We start from the raw sequence: 16,828 nt of genomic DNA, 5'->3' as shown, positions 1-16,828 counted from the left end.
ATGTATCATCTCTTTGTCAATTAGGCAAGTCAATAACCATTTAAGAACTTTGAATGTAACCTGTGGCTTAGTGCGCTGTTCTCGTCGGATGCGCTGTTGCCGCTGTCTATGATATGCGCTGATTTGCGGTTATGTCAGCCATGAACATATCGGACGGCGGATTATGACGTGTCTATTCGCCGTAAATCAAGGTGCTATAATGTCGGTTTTTGCCGATGTTTGTCGTCGTTTATCAATCACGTATTTCGCCTTTGTGGACCACCATTTTTACCAATGTCCGTTTGGAACTGTGTGTATCTGAAACCCAAAGCACGGAATCGTTCTGTGCGTAGATGCGTGTTGGTTGGGAAAAGGCGTATCCTTTGATTGCTTTCAGGGCGCGACACCATTCTTGAAGGTTGCGGTCATATATGTTTATGGCATCGTTGTTGCCGGTGACATACCATCTGTTGTTGCATATGGCAAATGTTTTGGGTTTGAAGTCGAGAGCCATAGTGAGTTCATCGATATCAATTGAAGTGTTGTCGGGCAGATCGTCATTTATCAAGGAAGGATCAATCACGCGGATTATCTTGTTTTCATAATCTGAGAGGAGTATCCTACCGTCCTCGTCAGGCTGCATGTAATGGGCGGCAAATGAATTGTTTGATGATCCGTTTCCGGATACGTGTTTATAACGCTTTGTCTTTTGATAATTATCTTTGGTGGCATCCGATTCTTTGTAGATGCTTACTTTACCATTCTTGTCACGTGCGAGTATCAGACCATCATTGACTGTTAGTGCCTGAGCTTGAAATACAGGTCCATTCCAGTTGCCATTGCCAATACATGTGATATAGTCAAGATCGGGAAGTCGGAATACATGGATTCGTGACTGGCGTTCGGATATGTACAGCCGGTCGCCGGCCGGGACTATAGCTTCTATCCAGCTTCCGAAACTTAATGTCTTATTGTCGAATTGCCACGACTTAATGGTGGAGAGTAGCTTGTTGTCCTTTTGGCTGAACAGCATAAGGCTGTTGCCTTTGCCGCCAATGTTGGCTACAAGCAGGGTGTCTCCGATATGGGCTACTGTATAAGGGATAAATTCATCAGCCTGCTCCATATTGAGAGTCAGAGCATTGATTTTATTTACTGCTTCGTAGGAATAATACCAGTAACTATTGTAGTCATCCGTTGAGTCTTGTTTAGGAAGAGTGTCTTCAAGTTCATCTTTGCCGCATTGTACGGTCATAACACCGAACATTATGACAAGAATATAAGAGTATATTTTCATATATTTTTAGTCTGTTATATAAGGTTGGAGTTATATCAGTTCATTCATAGGGATTGCATAGACACAGGTGGCGTTTTTCATGCGGTCGGTTATGAACAGTGTGTTCCGTCGTATGCAGAATTTTTCAGGAGCCTGTAGTGTGACGGAGCCTATTGTGGTGAGATCTTTTATGATCTCTCCTGTGTCGGGATTGACTTCGCAGAATTTTTCATTACCGTTTGAGCTCACAAACATACGTCCTTGGTAGAAGTCGAGAGCATATGGTCCGTTTTTGTAAGGCAATTGTTTTGTGCGTTTGAGTGTCGCGCATTCGCGGATATCGGCGGGGGATAATATGTCGATACGTCTGGACGGATGTGTCGTGTACAGAAGACCGTTGCGGTCGTTCATCGCCATTCCATAGGTCCCGGATGTCTCGCCAAGGTTTTCCGATCGTGCGTAGATGTATTGTATCGATCCGGAGGATATTGATTGCTCTTCAGCGAAATCCACATAGCGTTTGTCTCGTATCATGACGAGTCCATTGTAGAGTGTCACGTCAAATGCGTGTACGGTCTGAGTAAGAGATGTGCCCCATTTGCCGTTGCCTATACACGTGATGAACTGATAGTCGTTGGCATCAAAGATTTCGGTGCGGCTCCCTTCGTGGGTTATGTATATTTTGTCGTTGGCCCGTATAATACCGTTTGGACGACCTCCGAAAGTTTTCTCATTATTGTCCTCTTTCCACTTTTTAATGCTTCCGATGTGCTTTTTGCCTCCGTTTGCAATATTGAAAATCTCAAGACTGAAATGATTGTCGGCATCGTTAAGCACGTATAATGTATCACCATATGCATATACATCCTTTGGGCGGAATGTTGCGGTGGTAGCTCCGGGGACGTCGGTATATTGCAGTTTGAATGACACTGGGCTTCCGTCGTTTCCTCCCATGTCTGTCGCTCCGCGCATAGGTGACAATCCGCCATCGATAGCATCAAGTTCAGGTCCCTCTATAATGTATTTTGATGCGCGGTATATGTCGCTGTTATATCTTTTCCTATTTTGCCTTGTGTGCATGAAACGGCGGGAATAGACCGGAAGCTTCTTGTTCAGAGACATGGATCGGTATACGTTGGCGCAGAGTGTGATCCATCCGGGTCCGGTCTGTTCGTAAGTCATGTTTCCGTTATGTCCGTAACCAAGACAGTGAGCAAATTCGTGGAAAATGGTATGGGTCTCATTGGTGTCGTCGGCATAGTGCTCAATGTAGCACCATTCGTTCAGACCGTATGTCTGACCGCCTCCGAGTCCGTTGTATCCTACGCAATGTCCAAAATGGAGTCCGGCATGGTTGAGGGTCCTGTTTAATAATGCATTTTTATCAATGACTGTCTTGTTGGCATCGCTATGCAGCGGACCGAACTCGTTCAGAGCTTTTTCGAATTCCTCTGACGAGTACATATAGCTCATGTTCAGAGCCAGAGCTACCCCTTCACGTGCATGTGGTGGCAGTAGTTTGTATCCCCATTGGCCAACGCCGCTGTATCCGCCGAAAGAGATGTGCCACTTACAGCGGATTGACTGTAATATCTTGTAGTATGGATCGTCACTTTCTATCTCGAAAGACAGGTTATCGTTGGTAAGGTATGGGTTTTTCATTATCAGAATCCTTTTTCCGCTGCGTGTGTGGGCTATGATATCGTTCGTTGCAAACGGAATTTTAATTCTGAGCTGTTGGAACGGCATGATTTTTTCCAGTTCCATAAATCTGAATTCTTCGTCATAACCGTCTATTTTAGCCCATACAGTTACATTTGACATCTCCCTCGGGCTGTAAAAACGAATCATAAAGTAATGATCATCGTCAAGGGAGATTTGCAAAGGCTGGTTTACATAGAAACTTCTTTGGTTTCTGTCGAAGTATACTTCTGATGGTTCGTCATCATTTAGCATGTAATACGTGTTGTCTGAATCATAATCGTCAGCATTTAACCTGATGGGAAGCTCATTTTCTGTTTTGTTCCCATCTTCTGCATCGGTAGGTAGAAGTTGGTCTTTTTCACAACCTGTCAATAATAAAAGACTGCAAACCAAGAAGCACAGACTGTTAAAAAGTTTTTTTCTCATTGATAGTTCTATTATGACACTGATTAGTATAAATTGCACAATTATAAAAGGGGTGCAAAGGTAGTTAGAATATCTGCTATTTCAAATATTTTACGTACATTTGTCAGTGTTTAAGAAATATTATCATGAAAAAGTATCTGAAGTGTATTATTGCGGTAGCTTTCGTATTGTCCTGTTTCAATCCTATAATGGAGGCAAAAAGGAAGAATGCTGAGATTCTGAATACTGATCCTGAGTTTTTTATGACAGAAGAGGCTCGCCGCATAGGCGATCAAGTGCTATTGTATCAGCGTGTTACAGGAGGATGGCCAAAGAATATCGACATGGCGCGGCCTCTTGATGAAAAAGATGCAGCAAGAGTCCTTGATGAGAAAAAACGCCGCAATGATTCCACAACCGACAATAATTCCACAACAATACAGATGGCATATCTTGCCAGGCTTTATAAAGCTACTGGCGATGTGAAGTACAGGGATGCTTTTCGCCGTGGTGTGGATTTTCTTCTGTCCGGGCAATATGAAAATGGCGGATGGCCTCAATTCTGGCCGGAGAATCGAGGTTATCAGATTCATATTACGTATAATGACAATGCGATGGTCAACACTATGAATGTTATCCGCGATCTGATGTACGGTAATGCTCCTTATGATGGAGATTCGGATCTGTTGACACCTGATTATCGTAAGCGGTTGTTTGAATCGTTTTACCGTGGAGTGGAATGTATTCTTGCCACTCAGATTGTTGACAGGAACGGCAATCTGACAGTGTGGTGCCAGCAGCATTATCGTGACACTTATGTTCCGGCTCCGGCACGTGCTTATGAGCTCCCATCATACTGTTCGGCAGAATCGACCGGTATTCTTGCTCTCCTGATGGAGATTCCGGAGCCTGATTATCGTATAAAACGTGCAGTTCATTCAGGTATGCGATGGCTTGATGACCATAAGATTACAGGATATCGTTGCAAGCGGGTCAATAAGAATGGTTTTAGCGATACCAGATTCGTTTCTGAGCCTGGGGCCGGGCCTGTATGGGCGAGGTTCTATGACCTGGTATATGCTGAGCCTTATGTGTGTGACAGGGATGGGATTCCGCGCCGACATTTAGATCAGATAGGCTACGAGCGTCGTAATGGGTATAGCTGGTATAACAATGGTCCCGCACGATTGTATGATATATACAAGAAATGGTGTGATAAGTGGGATCCTTGTAATGATGAGGGCATCAGCCTGTCATCTCCAGGAGGAAATGAGCGTGGCATCATGCTCCTTGACCGCGAGTAAGAAAGTGCTGTGTCATGCTGTAAGCCTGACAAGGATATTGATAGGAACGTCGGGAATATTTCGTTTATTCTCTGCTTCTCAGCTCCCAAAAGGCGACAGCCGCGGCTGCGGCAACATTGAGTGAGTCCACATTGTGCGCCATGGGGATGCGAGCTGTATAATCGGCTTCGTCAATGGTGGGTTGGGGGAGTCCGTCCCCTTCTGTGCCCATTATGATGGCAAGGCGCGGCTCGGCACATAATTTTTTGTCATCTATGGATACGGATTTATCGGTAAGGGCCATTGCAACGGTCTTGAAGCCTAACTTCTTCAATTCAGAGGCATTGTCAATCCAGGTCCATGGCACAAGAAACACTGTCCCCATCGATACTCTCACAGCCCGGCGGTTCAAAGGATCGCAAGATGTCGGGGTTACGAGCACTGCATCAATCCCAAGAGCGGCGGCAGAGCGGAAAATGGCTCCGATATTGGTGGTATCCACCACACCATCGATCACGGCAACACGTCTGGCATTGCAGCACACATCTTCCACGCTTGGAGGAGCCGGACGACGCATTGCGCAGAGCACACCTCGTGTCAGTGTATAACCTGTCAGAGAGGCGAGAATTTCACGCGAGCCTGTATAGACAGGGATGTCAGGGAATCGCTCTATTATAAGTGACGCGTCACCTATAATATGTTTTTGTTCGCAAAGTATCGACTGCGGCTTGTAGCCAGCCTGGATCGCCACATTGATCACTTTAGGGCTTTCGGCTATAAAAATTCCGCGCCCGGGGTCCAGGCGGTTGCGCAGCTGTGCTTCAGTTAGCGATGCATAGACCTCTACACCAGGATTGTTGAGTGAATCGATGGGTATTACGGGCATATCCGGCAGATGAGAATCAATGATGTTCGTGGGTGATGACGTACTGTTTCACTTTCTGGAACAGATCATTGGCAAAGACAAATTCGTTGAGAGCTTCGTTGGAGGTGTGATATATCTGGTGCATGTCACCGACCCATTCGCGGTATCCTTTATTTATGAATGTAATGTTCTCGCCGATACCGAGCACCGAGTTCATGTCGTGGGTGTTTATGATTGTGGTGATGTTATATTCGTGTGTGATATCACTGAGAAGTTCGTCAATCACAATCGAAGTGCGTGGGTCAAGACCTGAGTTTGGCTCATCGCAGAACAGATATTTGGGGTTCAGGGCTATGGCACGCGCTATGGCGACACGTTTCTGCATACCTCCGGAGATCTCTGACGGATACTTGGAGTCAGCTCCCTTGAGATTTACGCGTTCTATGCAGAATTGTGCGCGGTCGTGGATCTCTGCCGCACTCATATTCGTGAACATTGTGAGGGGGAACGCTACATTTCCGAGAACGGTCTCGGAATCGAAGAGTGCGGAACCTTGAAACAGCATACCGATCTCTTTTCTGAGTTCCTTGATCTGTGACGAATCCATTTTCATGATGTCGCGTCCGTCGTAAAGTATCTCTCCCACTTCTGGACGTATGAGACCTATTATGGATTTCACAAGCACAGTCTTGCCTGATCCGCTCTGGCCAATGATCAAGTTGGTCTTGCCGGTCTCGAACTTCGCGCTAACGTCGTGGAGTATGGTTTTTCCGTCAAATGACTTGGTGAGGTTACGTACTTCAATCATTGCAGGAGTAGTTTGGTGAGTACAACGTCAAGCAGGAGTATGAGTATGCTTGATGCAACAACAGCATTGGTGGATGCTTTTCCCACTTCAAGCGCACCACCGTTGACGTAGTAGCCGTAGAATGCCGCCACAGAAGTGATGATGAAGGAGAAAAACAGTGATTTTATAAGTCCGTACCATACGTACCATTCCTGGAACATTGTCTGTATTCCATAGATGAACCTGTTGAGCGGGATGATATCGGTGAATGTGGATATGAGCACACCGCCCATGATGGATGTGAAGATACAGAACACAACGAGCACCGGCATGAACAGGAGGAATCCGATCACTTTGGGGAGGACAAGGAAATTAGCGGAATTGACACCCATTATGTCGAGGGCGTCAATCTGTTCGGTCACTCTCATGGTGCCTATCTCAGATGCGATGTTTGAGCCGACTTTGCCTGCAAGAATAAGGCAGAGAATGGAGTTGGAGAATTCCAGCAGGATTATTTCACGTGTCGCAAGTCCGGTAGAGTAGGCGGGGATAAGTGGTGACATGATGTTGAGCTGCATCTGGATTGTACATACAGCTCCGATGAACACCGATATGACAAGTACAAGAGGTATAGAGTCTATGCCGAGTTTGGTGATCTCGGCTACAGTGCGGGTGAAGAATATCTTCCACCTGTCAGGAATGGAGAACACCCTGCACATGAACTGACAGTAGCGTCCGAAGGTGGCGAGAGAATCAGTGATGATCATAATTGTCAGTTACGGTTTAGCTCCTCGATCAGTTGTCCGACGGTCAATTGCTTCTGTTCGCCGGTAGCCATGTCCTTTAGGGTGACAGTGCCGTTGGCAAGCTCTGTCTCGCCGATTATTCCTACGTATGGGATCCCGAGTGCGTCGGCGCGTCCCATCTGTTTCTTCATCTTCGCATTGTCGGGGAATATTTCAGCCGGTATTCCGGCTTTGCGCAGTTCTTTTATCACGCTTAGCGAACGTGTTGCTTCTGTTGGACCGAAGTTTGTGAACATTATCTTTGCAACCCCAAGTATATCGGAAGGATAGAGGTTGAGGGTGTTGAGGACATCATATATGCGGTCCGCTCCGAATGATATGCCTACGCCTGACACCCCTGGCAGTCCGAACACACCGGTGAGGTTGTCATAGCGACCGCCGCCTGTTATGCTGCCTATCTCCACATCGCGGGCTTTCACTTCTATGATAGTTCCGGTGTAGTAATTGAGTCCGCGGGCAAGAGACACATCAAGTTCAAGGTCAGCCACAAGACCGAGGGCAACACTGCCGTTCATTACCTCTCGTAGCTCCTCGACCCCTTTCAATCCGGTCTCGCTCTCTTTCAAAAGGGTTTCAAGGCTTGCAAGACGCTCTTCATTGCTGCCTGAAAGAGTGATTATTGGTGTTATCTTTTCTATGGACCCGGCGGGAATGCCTCGTTCGGCAAGCTCCGCCTTGACATTGTCAAGACCTATTTTATCAATCTTGTCGATGGCGACAGTTATGTCTATTATCTTGTCGGGAGCACCGATTAGTTCAGCTATCCCGGCAAGCACTTTACGGTTGTTGAGTTTGATGGTGATGCGTATGCCGAGGCGACGGAACACTTCATCGATCATCTGTAGCAGTTCGACCTCGTTGAGCAGAGAGTCGGAGCCTACCACATCGGCATCACACTGGTAAAATTCGCGGTAGCGGCCTTTCTGCGGTCGGTCGGCACGCCACACTGGCTGGATCTGAAATCTCTTGAACGGGAATTGGAGATCATTGCGATGCATCACCACGAAACGTGCAAACGGCACTGTGAGGTCATATCTCAGACCTTTTTCACAGAGTTGTGAGGCAAGTTTGATATATTCGCCATCCTCTATGAGCTTGTGGTCTATTCCGCGCAGAAAATCACCTGAGTTGAGTATCTTGAACAGTAGTTTGTCCCCCTCCTCGCCATATTTTCCCATAAGCGTCGACAGATTCTCCATGGCTGGAGTCTCTATCTGCTGGAATCCGTAGAGATGGAACACTTCACGGATGGTATCGAATATATAGTTGCGGCGGGCCATCTCGGCTGGAGTGAAATCGCGAGTGCCTTTGGGTATGGAGGGTTTCTGTGCCATTTTTCCTTGTTTATCTGTTTGTGAATAATAAAACTGGAATTTTTTCTTCAACGAAAATTTCTTGCAAAGTTAGTGATTTTTCCTTACTTTTGCATCAAAACTAATGCGTAAATGAAATTTATAGGAGCACATGTTTCTGTAGTGAATGGGGTGAGCAATGCGCCTTTTAATGCGAGAGCCATCGGCGCGAAGTCGTTTGCGCTGTTCACTCGCAATCCTTCTCGTTGGGTGTCGAAAGCCATCAGCGATGATGAGGCGGAGGCTTTCAGACGTAATTGTGAGGAATGCGGATTCCGGCCTGATGTGATTCTTCCGCACGACAGTTTCCTTATCAATCTCGGAAGCCCTGATGCCGAAAAGCTCGAAAAGTCCCGCACGGCTTTCCTTGACGAGATGCGCCGATGCAGTCAGCTCGGACTGACTATGCTCAATTTCCATCCGGGAAGTCACATGCGAGAGATCTCTGAGGATGCATGTCTTGATCTGATAGCGGAATCCCTGAATATTATCCTTGATGAGACCTCAGGAGTCAAAGCTGTGATAGAGAACACGGCAGGGCAGGGCAGCAATCTCGGATACACCTTTGAGCAGATAGCCAGAATTATCGACCGTGTGGAAGATAAGTCACGTGTAGGAGTGTGCATTGACACATGCCACGCCCATTCTGCAGGATATGATATGACCACTCCTGAGGCATATGCCCGAACATGGGCCGAGTTCGACAGCACTATCGGATTCAAATATCTCTGCGGTATGCATATTAATGACACTCTCAAGGCTGTGGGGTCGCGTGTGGACCGCCATGCTCCGATTGGTCAGGGGGTGCTCGGCGAGGGATTTTGGCGTATGCTCATGCAGGATTCCCGTATGGACGGCATACCGTTGATTCTTGAGACTACTGACGAATCCTTGTGGCCGGATGAAATCCGCTATCTGAGCTCTCTTGCTGACTGATTTTCCAAAAGATATCTCCTTTCTCCTCAATATTTCTTTCCCTCGCTTCTTTCCATTTCCTCTGGGAATAAATTTCTGAATATCATACTTACTTTAAAGCGAAAAAAATTATCATGAGTAAAACCAAACCGGACCAAAGTTTTTGGAAACTTTGGAATCTAAGTTTCGGCTTCTTTGGAGTACAGATTGCCTATGCTCTCCAAAGTGCGAATATCACGCGTATATTTGCGACAATTGGGGCTGACCCTCATTCTCTCAGTTATTTCTGGATACTTCCGCCACTTATGGGTATAATAGTCCAGCCTATAGTTGGGGTGGCAAGCGACCGCACCTGGAATCGTCTCGGTCGCAGGCTCCCTTATCTTTTGATAGGAGCAGCTATAGCTGTCATCGTTATGTGCTTTCTTCCCAATGCCGGAAGTTTCGGGCTTACTGTGAGCGGAGCAATGGTGTTCGGTTTCATAGCTCTGATGTTTCTTGATACCTCTATCAATATGGCGATGCAGCCTTTCAAGATGCTTGTAGGTGATCAGGTGAATGAAAAGCAGAAGGGACTTGCTTATTCCATACGGAGTTTTCTTTGCAATGCGGGCAGCCTTGTGGGGTATCTCGCTCCGATTACACTGACGGCAATAGGTATAAGTAATCTTGCTCCGGAGGGGCAGGTGCCACAGAGCGTGACATATTCATTCTATATAGGAGCTGCTGTGTTAGTGCTGTGTGTGGTATACAGTTTTATCTTTATTCGTGAAATGCCGCCTAAGGAGTATGCCGAGTACCATGGTATCACCAGGGAACAGGCTACAGAGAAGGCGGGAATGATGTCTCTTCTCCGTAATGCGCCAAGCACCTTCTGGACGGTCGGGCTTGTGCAGTTTTTCTGCTGGGCTGCATTCCTTTATATGTGGACTTACACTAATGGTGCCATTGCCGATACCGTATGGGGTACAACAGACACAAAGTCGGCAGCATATCAGGCAGCCGGCAATTGGGTTGGTGTCCTTTTTGCCGTTCAGGCTGTTGGATCTGTGATATGGGCTGTGGCGATACCTATGTTCAAGAGCCATAAGATGGTCTACGCTCTCAGTCTCGTATTGGGTGGCATAGGATTCATATCCACACTTTTCATAACCAGCCAGTATGTACTTTTCTTCTCCTATCTGCTCATCGGATGTGCATGGGCCGCAATGCTTGCGATGCCATTCACCATTCTTACAAATTCTCTTTCAGGGAAGAATATGGGCACTTATTTAGGACTGTTCAACGGTACAATATGTGTACCGCAGATATGTGCCGCAGCCGTTGGCGGTGTTATTCTTCCTTTGCTTGGAGGCCGTCAGGTGAATATGCTTGTTCTTGCCGGTATAATGCTTCTGATGGGAGCTGTATGTGTATACTTTATTAAAGAGACATATGCAGAGGCACGTGCAGTAGACCAGACTGTCGGAGAAGAGATATAAATGCATCCCTCAAAATAGTATTGAACAATATCTGAGATATAAAAAGTGGCAAGCATGAGTTCGATAAAGATTCTCATGTTTGCCCTTTCGTTGCATTGTAGATGTAAACGATAAATACTATAACTCCGGTATCCAAACATTTTTGGAGGGTTTTGACTTCATTATCCAGGCTTTTTTTTACCTTTGCGAAATGAATTCTGCTGCTGACACTGATAACGTTTCCGAGCGTAAAAGTCTTTTGGGACTTGCATGGAAAATTTTTCTTCCCGTGGCCATAGGGTTAGGGGTGGTTGCCTGGCTCTTTCACCGGGAGTTTGATTCTGCAGTATGGGATGCAGTCCGGTTCACACCTGCCGCTATAGGAGGGATATTTCTAGCCTGTGTTTTCATGCTTGGGAGGGATTTCGGGCTCAGTTGGCGGTTCAGGGTGCTCACTGATCGTGATTTATCATGGCTCAAAGCCATAAAGATCAGTTATCTCTGTGAATTCACTTCCTGTGTTACACCGTCGGCAGTAGGAGGGAGTGCGCTGAGTATGGTGTATATGCATCGTGAGGGTATAGGTCTCGGACGTGCCACTACTATCACAATGAGCACATTGTTTCTTGACGAACTATTCTTTGTGGTGTTTCTCCCTGTAATGATGCTTATAGTGCCTTACAGCCAGTTGTTCGGGTTTGATCGCAGTTCGTTCACTTTAGGTCTGCGCGCCGTATTCTGGATAATATATATAGGGCTTACCCTTTGGACGTTGCTGTTGTATCTGGGGATTTTTGTAAAGCCTCATGCCATTCGCAGAGGGCTGAACCGTCTATTCCGGATGCGTTGGTTGCGACGTTGGAGTGCTGTGGTGGAGGAGCTTGGCATGAATATGGAAATGACCGGGCGGGATCTGCGTCATCGGTCCTTGGCATGGTGGCTTCAGGCTTTTGCCGCGACTTCATTCTCATGGATGTCAAGATTCCTGGTGGTGTGCGCTCTTTTTATCGGATTCGCTCCGGGAGCTGACCAAATGATGGTCCTTGCCCGCCAGTTTGTGGTATGGGTCATCCTTATTGTCAGTCCGACTCCTGGAGGCGCAGGGGTGAGCGAATGGCTGTTTACCACCTATTATGGGGATTTGATTTCGGGCGAAGGTATGGCTCTCGTGCTTGCCTTGTTCTGGCGTATCATAAGTTATTATTCCTATCTTATAGTCGGAGCCTGCATACTTCCAGCATGGATAAGACAGGGATTTAGGAACCGTAGAAACAAGAAAATTTAATAACGGACGTTTTTTATGAGATATCTGTTGACCTTAATTATCGGCTTGTGCAATCTGTTTTCGGTTTATGCCGATGAGTTGCGTTGTGTGTATATGCTTCGTCTTGACGATGAGATTGGATCAAGCACCTGGCGATACACCCGGGAGGCTCTTGATGAGGCTGAAAAGGAGGGAGCCGATATGCTGCTCGTTCATCTCAACACTTATGGGGGATCTGTGGTCCATGCCGATTCCATCCGTACAGCCCTTATGCGTTTCCCACGACCAGTGGTTGCGTTTGTCGACAACAACGCTGCATCAGCCGGAGCGTTGATTGCTCTTGCGTGTGACTCGGTGTACATGTGTTCCGGTTCCTCTATGGGGGCTGCCACTGTGGTGAATGGCAATGACGGTTCTGCGATGCCCGACAAATATCAGTCATATATGCGGGCTATGATGCGTGCTACAGCAGAGAGCCATGGTAAGATCGCAGAATCGGATTCTGCTTTGCGTTGGCGTCGTAATCCGGTTATAGCCGAGGCGATGGTTGATTCACGTGTTGAGGTCGATGGGCTGATAGACTCGACCAGGGTTCTTACATTCACTCCTGAAGAAGCTATAAAATGGGGCTATGCCGATGGCAAGGCGGAATCGGTTGACGAGGTGTTGTCGGCATTGAATTATGACAATAATTATGCTGTAATTGAGTATCATCCCACATGGATGGATCATCTGATAGGTTTCCTCACTAATCCTGCCGTTCAGGCTTTTCTTATAATGGTGATCGTGGGCGGTATATATATGGAGATGCACTCTCCGGGTATGGGGTTCCCATCGGCAGCCGCTATCATTGCAGCATGCCTATATTTTTTGCCGATATATATAACCGGTATAGCAAGCAGCTGGATAATCCTTCTTTTTGTGGCAGGATTTATACTTGTTGTTCTTGAGATGTTTGTCGTGCCTGGTTTCGGTGTGACCGGAATTTCAGGTATAGTCTGCATAAGTCTTGCTCTTATATTCGGATTGATTGAGAATTATACATTCAGCATCACTTATGCAAGTTCTTCGTCATTATGGTTGTCGCTCGGTATATTCTTTGCAGGTTTGATTCTTGCAGTGGTTGCCATATGGTATCTTACGTCGTCGCATGGACCAAAATGGGTGCGCCGGCACACTGACCTGATGACGGAATTGCGTAATTCGGACGGTTTCATAGGTGTGGATATGCAGCCTGTGCGCTATGTAGGGCACGAGGGAGTAGCCGTTACCGATATGCGTCCTGCCGGGAAAGTTGAAATAAATGGTGAGACTCTTGATGCTGTCGCTGTAATGGGTTTCATCCATGCCGGGACGCGTGTCAAGGTCACAAAATATGAAAACGCCCAAATATATGTCAAAGAGGCATGAAGGCTGAAGTTTATTAATGCTTGAAGCAAAGAACTTTAGGTTGTTGAAATTCGCTGATGTCAGCCTGGTAGGTGTTGGCATGGGATGTGTCGGAACTGACTGTTATGGCAGCCTTGATATTATAAACTGGGGAAGAGCATTGGCTCTTCCCCAGTTTATAATATGAGTTAGGGTTATGGATGTCAGATTGTTGCAGCGAGAGCTTCCGCTACTCTGTCGCCGTCGATAGCTGCTGAGACTATGCCTCCGGCATATCCGGCTCCCTCCCCGCAAGGGTAAAGCCCCCGGATTGAGATATGTGAAAGTGCCTCGTTGTCACGTGGGATTCTCACAGGTGATGATGTACGTGTTTCGGCTCCTATCAGAACAGCCTCATGGGTGAGGAATCCGCGGTTCTTTTTATCGAAATCCTTGAATCCTTCCTGTAGCCTGCGGGCTATACCTTTTGGTAGCAGCCGGTCAATGCGTGCAGGATGTATCCCTGGAGGATAGGAGGTTGAAGGGAGATCGGCAGATGGACGGGAATTCACGAAATCGTCCATCCTCTGAGCGGGAGCGTTCTGTGTACGCCCTGCCTCTTCCCAGAATGTACGTTCAATTCTTTCCTGCATATGCATCATTTTGAGGACTGTCTCCTCAGGGGTATTTCCGTCAGGGATATCCTCGGGAAGTATCTCTACTACCATTCCTGAATTAGCCCAGCGGGTGCCTCGGCTCGCCGGTGACATACCGTTGACTACGAGTTGGCCTTCAGCACTTGCCGCAGGGATGATGAATCCGCCGGGGCACATGCAGAATGAATAGACACCTCGTCCGTCAACACGTGTGAGCATGGTATATTCGGCTGCTGGGAGATATTTGCCACGTCCTTCACGTGAGTGGTATCTCAATTGGTCAATGAGCATCTGCGGATGCTCCAGCCTCACTCCTATGGCGAGACCTTTAGGTTCCATTGTGATATTCTGCTTCATGAGCATATTATAGACATCTCGGGCGGAATGTCCTGTGGCAAGGATCACAGGTCCGAAAAATGCCTTGCCGTCAGCAGTCCTAACACCTTTGGCTTCCGAATTCTCGATAATAAGTTCGGTGACACGTGAACTGAAATGTACTTCTCCTCCACAATCTATTATGGTGTTTCGTATGGCTTTTATAACAGCCGGTAGCCGGTCGGTGCCTATATGCGGATGTGCATCCACAAGGATGTCCTCGGATGCGCCATGCTGGGCGAGTATGTTGAGTATTTTGTCGACAGATCCGCGTTTCTTGCTTCTTGTATATAATTTCCCATCGGAATATGCTCCTGCACCTCCCTCTCCAAAGCAATAATTGGAGTCTGGATCTACTATATTCTCTCGTGAGATTCTTGCCATATCCTTACGGCGTGAATCCACATCTTTGCCTCGTTCGAGTATGATTGGGCGAATGCCGAGTTCGATTAGACGGAGTGCGGCGAAGAGCCCGGCTGGGCCTGCTCCCACAACAATGGCCTGTCGGTCTCCGTTGACAGGGGTATAGTTTACAGGGGTTATGAGAGATATGTTTTCAGGCTCTTCATCGACCCATAATTTCACAGAAAGGTTGACCATTACGCGGCGTTGGCGCGCGTCGATCGATCTTTTCGTGATTCTGAGATGCTTTATACGGTTGGCATCAATTCTCATATGAGTGGATGCCGCAGCTCTCAGCAGCATATCTTCCGCTGCGGTACGTGGGTCCACCCGTAGTTCTATTGTTTCTTGCATAAGTGCTTTTTTATTGCTTTTTGCTTTCAATTTTCTCCCATTTGCTCATCACATGTCTCATCCACCACCATAGGGTTATGAGCGATACAGCGAATGCAAGGAAATCGGATGCTGCCATTGAAGCCCATACACCATCCACTCCCCATATACGAGGCAACAGTATGAGGAATGGTATAAGGAACAGCAGCTGACGTGTGAGCGAGAGGAATATTGACAGTTTTGGTTTGCCTACACTTTGGAAAAAGTTCTGTATCACAATCTGACAACCCACCACAGGGTATACCAGGAAATATATTCTGAACCCTTCACGTGACAGGCTTATCAAGGTCTCGTCGGTAGTGAACATACGGCTTATGGTGTCAGGGAGTCCTTCACTTATCATCCATCCTAATGCCGTTATGGCCACACCGATCCATATACCGGTGTGGAGTGTGCTTTTTACGCGTTGGAAATGTCCTGCTCCCATATTATATCCGAGGATGGGCTGCATGCCCTGAGTCACACCGAACACTACCATGACAAAGAACATAGTGGTGCGGTTTATGATTCCGTATGCACCCACACACAGATTGCCTTGGTCGCCTCCGTAATCAAGCAGTGCCCTGTTGATGAATATTACAACCACACAAGCACATACATTCATAAGAAATGGGGATAGACCTATGGCATAGATCCTTTTGACGATGCTGCGGGATAGCCATCTGTTTTTCCATCTGAAATGTATTGAGGATTTTTTTGACATGAAGTGAGCAAGCACCCATATGAATGCAACAAATTGTCCGGATACTGTAGCCAAGGCGGCACCTTGTATCCCCCATTTCAGTTTGAATATGAACAGAGGAGCCAGTATGACATTCACTACCACAGATATAAGAGCCGAAATCATGGCTTTCTTGGGATAGCCTGTGGCACGCATGAGATTGTTGAGTCCGATGAACACAAAAGCTATCGGTGTACCCAACAGAATCACTTCCATAAATTCTCGTGCATATACCACTGTTTCGTCGGTGGCACCGAAAAAGTAGAGAATGGGGTCAAGAAAAAGGAGTGTCAGTCCTCCTATTATAGCTGAATGTACAAGACACAGGACCAATACATTGTTGACCACATCGGTGGCTCGGTTATAGTTTTTCTGTCCGAGGAATATTGAGCTTATGGTAGCTCCGCCGGCAGCTATCATCATACAGAATGCCGCCACAAGATTCATCAGCGGGAATGTTATGGCGAGTCCGGCTATAGCCATGGGACCTACTCCACGACCTATGAATATACTGTCGACAATATTGTAGAGAGAAGTGGCTACGCTCGCAATGATTGCCGGCACGGAATACTGAGCAAGTAATCTGCCGATTGATTTTTGACCGAGGTCCTCGGTTGACATGCTTGCTGACACGGTTTTAGTAGCGGTCTGGTCATCCGTGTGGTCATTCATTTTAATGTCATTCACTTGCTTACCCATTAGTTGAAACTTTGCTGATGTCGATTCAGCGGAAACTCGACCACAAAGGTACTCATTTTTCCCGATACCAGTCTTATTTATAACAAAATCCTCCCTTGAAAGAGTTCATCAACCAGTG

The 16,828-nt window shown here is 47.0% G+C and carries 13 protein-coding genes; 5 read left to right on the top strand and 8 right to left on the bottom strand.

The window, feature by feature from the left end; translation table 11 throughout:
* Positions 1 to 232 precede the first annotated feature (232 nt).
* Together EZ315_RS01365 and EZ315_RS01360 are read right to left on the bottom strand one after the other, a co-directional pair.
* On the bottom strand, positions 233 to 1,276 hold the full coding sequence (locus tag EZ315_RS01365; RefSeq protein ID WP_135469966.1) for an NHL repeat-containing protein: 1,044 nt from the start codon (positions 1,274 to 1,276) through the stop codon (positions 233 to 235).
* Positions 1,277 to 1,306: 30 nt separating this feature from the next.
* On the bottom strand, positions 1,307 to 3,079 hold the full coding sequence (locus tag EZ315_RS01360; protein WP_242452466.1) for a polysaccharide deacetylase family protein: 1,773 nt from the start codon (positions 3,077 to 3,079) through the stop codon (positions 1,307 to 1,309).
* A gap of 431 nt (positions 3,080 to 3,510) precedes the next feature.
* Here EZ315_RS01360 and pelA point away from each other — a divergent pair, with 431 nt between their 5' ends.
* The gene (pelA, locus tag EZ315_RS01355; RefSeq protein WP_135469962.1) at positions 3,511 to 4,668 is read left to right on the top strand and encodes a pectate lyase; all 1,158 of its coding nucleotides are present in this window, start codon (positions 3,511 to 3,513) and stop codon (positions 4,666 to 4,668) included.
* Positions 4,669 to 4,732: 64 nt separating this feature from the next.
* On the opposite strand, the gene EZ315_RS01350 is transcribed toward pelA, so the two are convergent.
* The 4 genes from EZ315_RS01350 to hisS are packed head-to-tail and all read right to left on the bottom strand — an operon-like array spanning position 4,733 to position 8,439.
* Positions 4,733 to 5,533 carry a TrmH family RNA methyltransferase gene (locus tag EZ315_RS01350; RefSeq protein WP_135469960.1) on the bottom strand — a complete coding sequence of 267 codons (801 nt, stop codon included), beginning with the start codon at positions 5,531 to 5,533 and terminating at the stop codon, positions 4,733 to 4,735.
* Between the two features lie 16 nt (positions 5,534 to 5,549).
* Entirely contained in the window at positions 5,550 to 6,320 is a 771-nt protein-coding gene (locus EZ315_RS01345; RefSeq protein WP_135469959.1) for an ABC transporter ATP-binding protein, read from the bottom strand.
* The gene (locus tag EZ315_RS01340; RefSeq protein ID WP_197731913.1) at positions 6,317 to 7,060 is read right to left on the bottom strand and encodes an MlaE family ABC transporter permease; all 744 of its coding nucleotides are present in this window, start codon (positions 7,058 to 7,060) and stop codon (positions 6,317 to 6,319) included. The genes EZ315_RS01345 and EZ315_RS01340 overlap by 4 nt, the downstream gene beginning before the upstream one ends.
* Positions 7,061 to 7,071: 11 nt before the next feature.
* Positions 7,072 to 8,439 (bottom strand): histidine--tRNA ligase, encoded by a 1,368-nt coding sequence (gene hisS, locus EZ315_RS01335; RefSeq protein WP_135469955.1) that lies wholly within the window; start codon positions 8,437 to 8,439, stop codon positions 7,072 to 7,074.
* A 111-nt stretch (positions 8,440 to 8,550) separates the two neighbouring features.
* On the opposite strand from hisS, the gene nfo reads away from it, so the two are divergent.
* The 4 genes from nfo to EZ315_RS01315 all read left to right on the top strand — a co-directional run bounded on the left by nfo (position 8,551) and on the right by EZ315_RS01315 (position 13,506).
* Positions 8,551 to 9,393, top strand: coding sequence for a deoxyribonuclease IV (gene nfo, locus EZ315_RS01330; protein ID WP_135469953.1), 843 nt, complete (start codon positions 8,551 to 8,553; stop codon positions 9,391 to 9,393).
* Positions 9,394 to 9,506: 113 nt separating this feature from the next.
* A complete protein-coding gene (locus tag EZ315_RS01325) occupies positions 9,507 to 10,853 on the top strand; it encodes an SLC45 family MFS transporter (RefSeq protein WP_135469951.1) in 1,347 nt (448 codons plus the stop codon).
* Positions 10,854 to 11,043: 190 nt separating this feature from the next.
* A complete protein-coding gene (locus EZ315_RS01320; RefSeq protein WP_135469949.1) occupies positions 11,044 to 12,117 on the top strand; it encodes a lysylphosphatidylglycerol synthase transmembrane domain-containing protein in 1,074 nt (357 codons plus the stop codon).
* Between the two features lie 15 nt (positions 12,118 to 12,132).
* Positions 12,133 to 13,506, top strand: a complete 1,374-nt coding sequence (locus EZ315_RS01315; RefSeq protein ID WP_135469947.1) for an NfeD family protein — start codon at positions 12,133 to 12,135, stop codon at positions 13,504 to 13,506.
* A 182-nt stretch (positions 13,507 to 13,688) separates the two neighbouring features.
* On the opposite strand, the gene EZ315_RS01310 is transcribed toward EZ315_RS01315, so the two are convergent.
* Entirely contained in the window at positions 13,689 to 15,251 is a 1,563-nt protein-coding gene (locus EZ315_RS01310; RefSeq protein WP_135469945.1) for an NAD(P)/FAD-dependent oxidoreductase, read from the bottom strand.
* Positions 15,252 to 15,261: 10 nt separating this feature from the next.
* A complete protein-coding gene (locus EZ315_RS01305) occupies positions 15,262 to 16,632 on the bottom strand; it encodes an MATE family efflux transporter (protein WP_135471878.1) in 1,371 nt (456 codons plus the stop codon).
* Between the last annotated feature and the right edge of the window lie 196 nt (positions 16,633 to 16,828).

Origin of the sequence: Duncaniella freteri (assembly GCF_004766125.1) — a bacterium.
In the GTDB taxonomy this organism is placed as follows: domain Bacteria; phylum Bacteroidota; class Bacteroidia; order Bacteroidales; family Muribaculaceae; genus Duncaniella; species Duncaniella freteri.
The sequence above is the reverse complement of the archived record's forward strand: the minus strand, read 5'-3'. Positions and strand labels throughout refer to the sequence as shown.

What these genes read in the sequence shown, in the direction of transcription:
- EZ315_RS01365 (WP_135469966.1), bottom strand. Translation starts at nt 1,276, where the DNA reads ATGAAAATATACTCTTATATTCTTGTCATAATGTTCGGTGTTATGACC.
- EZ315_RS01360 (WP_242452466.1), bottom strand. Translation starts at nt 3,079, where the DNA reads ATGTCAAATGTAACTGTATGGGCTAAAATAGACGGTTATGACGAAGAA.
- pelA (WP_135469962.1), top strand. Translation starts at nt 3,511, where the DNA reads ATGAAAAAGTATCTGAAGTGTATTATTGCGGTAGCTTTCGTATTGTCC.
- EZ315_RS01350 (WP_135469960.1), bottom strand. Translation starts at nt 5,533, where the DNA reads ATGCCCGTAATACCCATCGATTCACTCAACAATCCTGGTGTAGAGGTC.
- EZ315_RS01345 (WP_135469959.1), bottom strand. Translation starts at nt 6,320, where the DNA reads ATGATTGAAGTACGTAACCTCACCAAGTCATTTGACGGAAAAACCATA.
- hisS (WP_135469955.1), bottom strand. Translation starts at nt 8,439, where the DNA reads ATGGCACAGAAACCCTCCATACCCAAAGGCACTCGCGATTTCACTCCA.
- nfo (WP_135469953.1), top strand. Translation starts at nt 8,551, where the DNA reads ATGAAATTTATAGGAGCACATGTTTCTGTAGTGAATGGGGTGAGCAAT.
- EZ315_RS01325 (WP_135469951.1), top strand. Translation starts at nt 9,507, where the DNA reads ATGAGTAAAACCAAACCGGACCAAAGTTTTTGGAAACTTTGGAATCTA.
- EZ315_RS01320 (WP_135469949.1), top strand. Translation starts at nt 11,044, where the DNA reads ATGAATTCTGCTGCTGACACTGATAACGTTTCCGAGCGTAAAAGTCTT.
- EZ315_RS01315 (WP_135469947.1), top strand. Translation starts at nt 12,133, where the DNA reads ATGAGATATCTGTTGACCTTAATTATCGGCTTGTGCAATCTGTTTTCG.
- EZ315_RS01310 (WP_135469945.1), bottom strand. Translation starts at nt 15,251, where the DNA reads ATGCAAGAAACAATAGAACTACGGGTGGACCCACGTACCGCAGCGGAA.
- EZ315_RS01305 (WP_135471878.1), bottom strand. Translation starts at nt 16,632, where the DNA reads ATGTCAACCGAGGACCTCGGTCAAAAATCAATCGGCAGATTACTTGCT.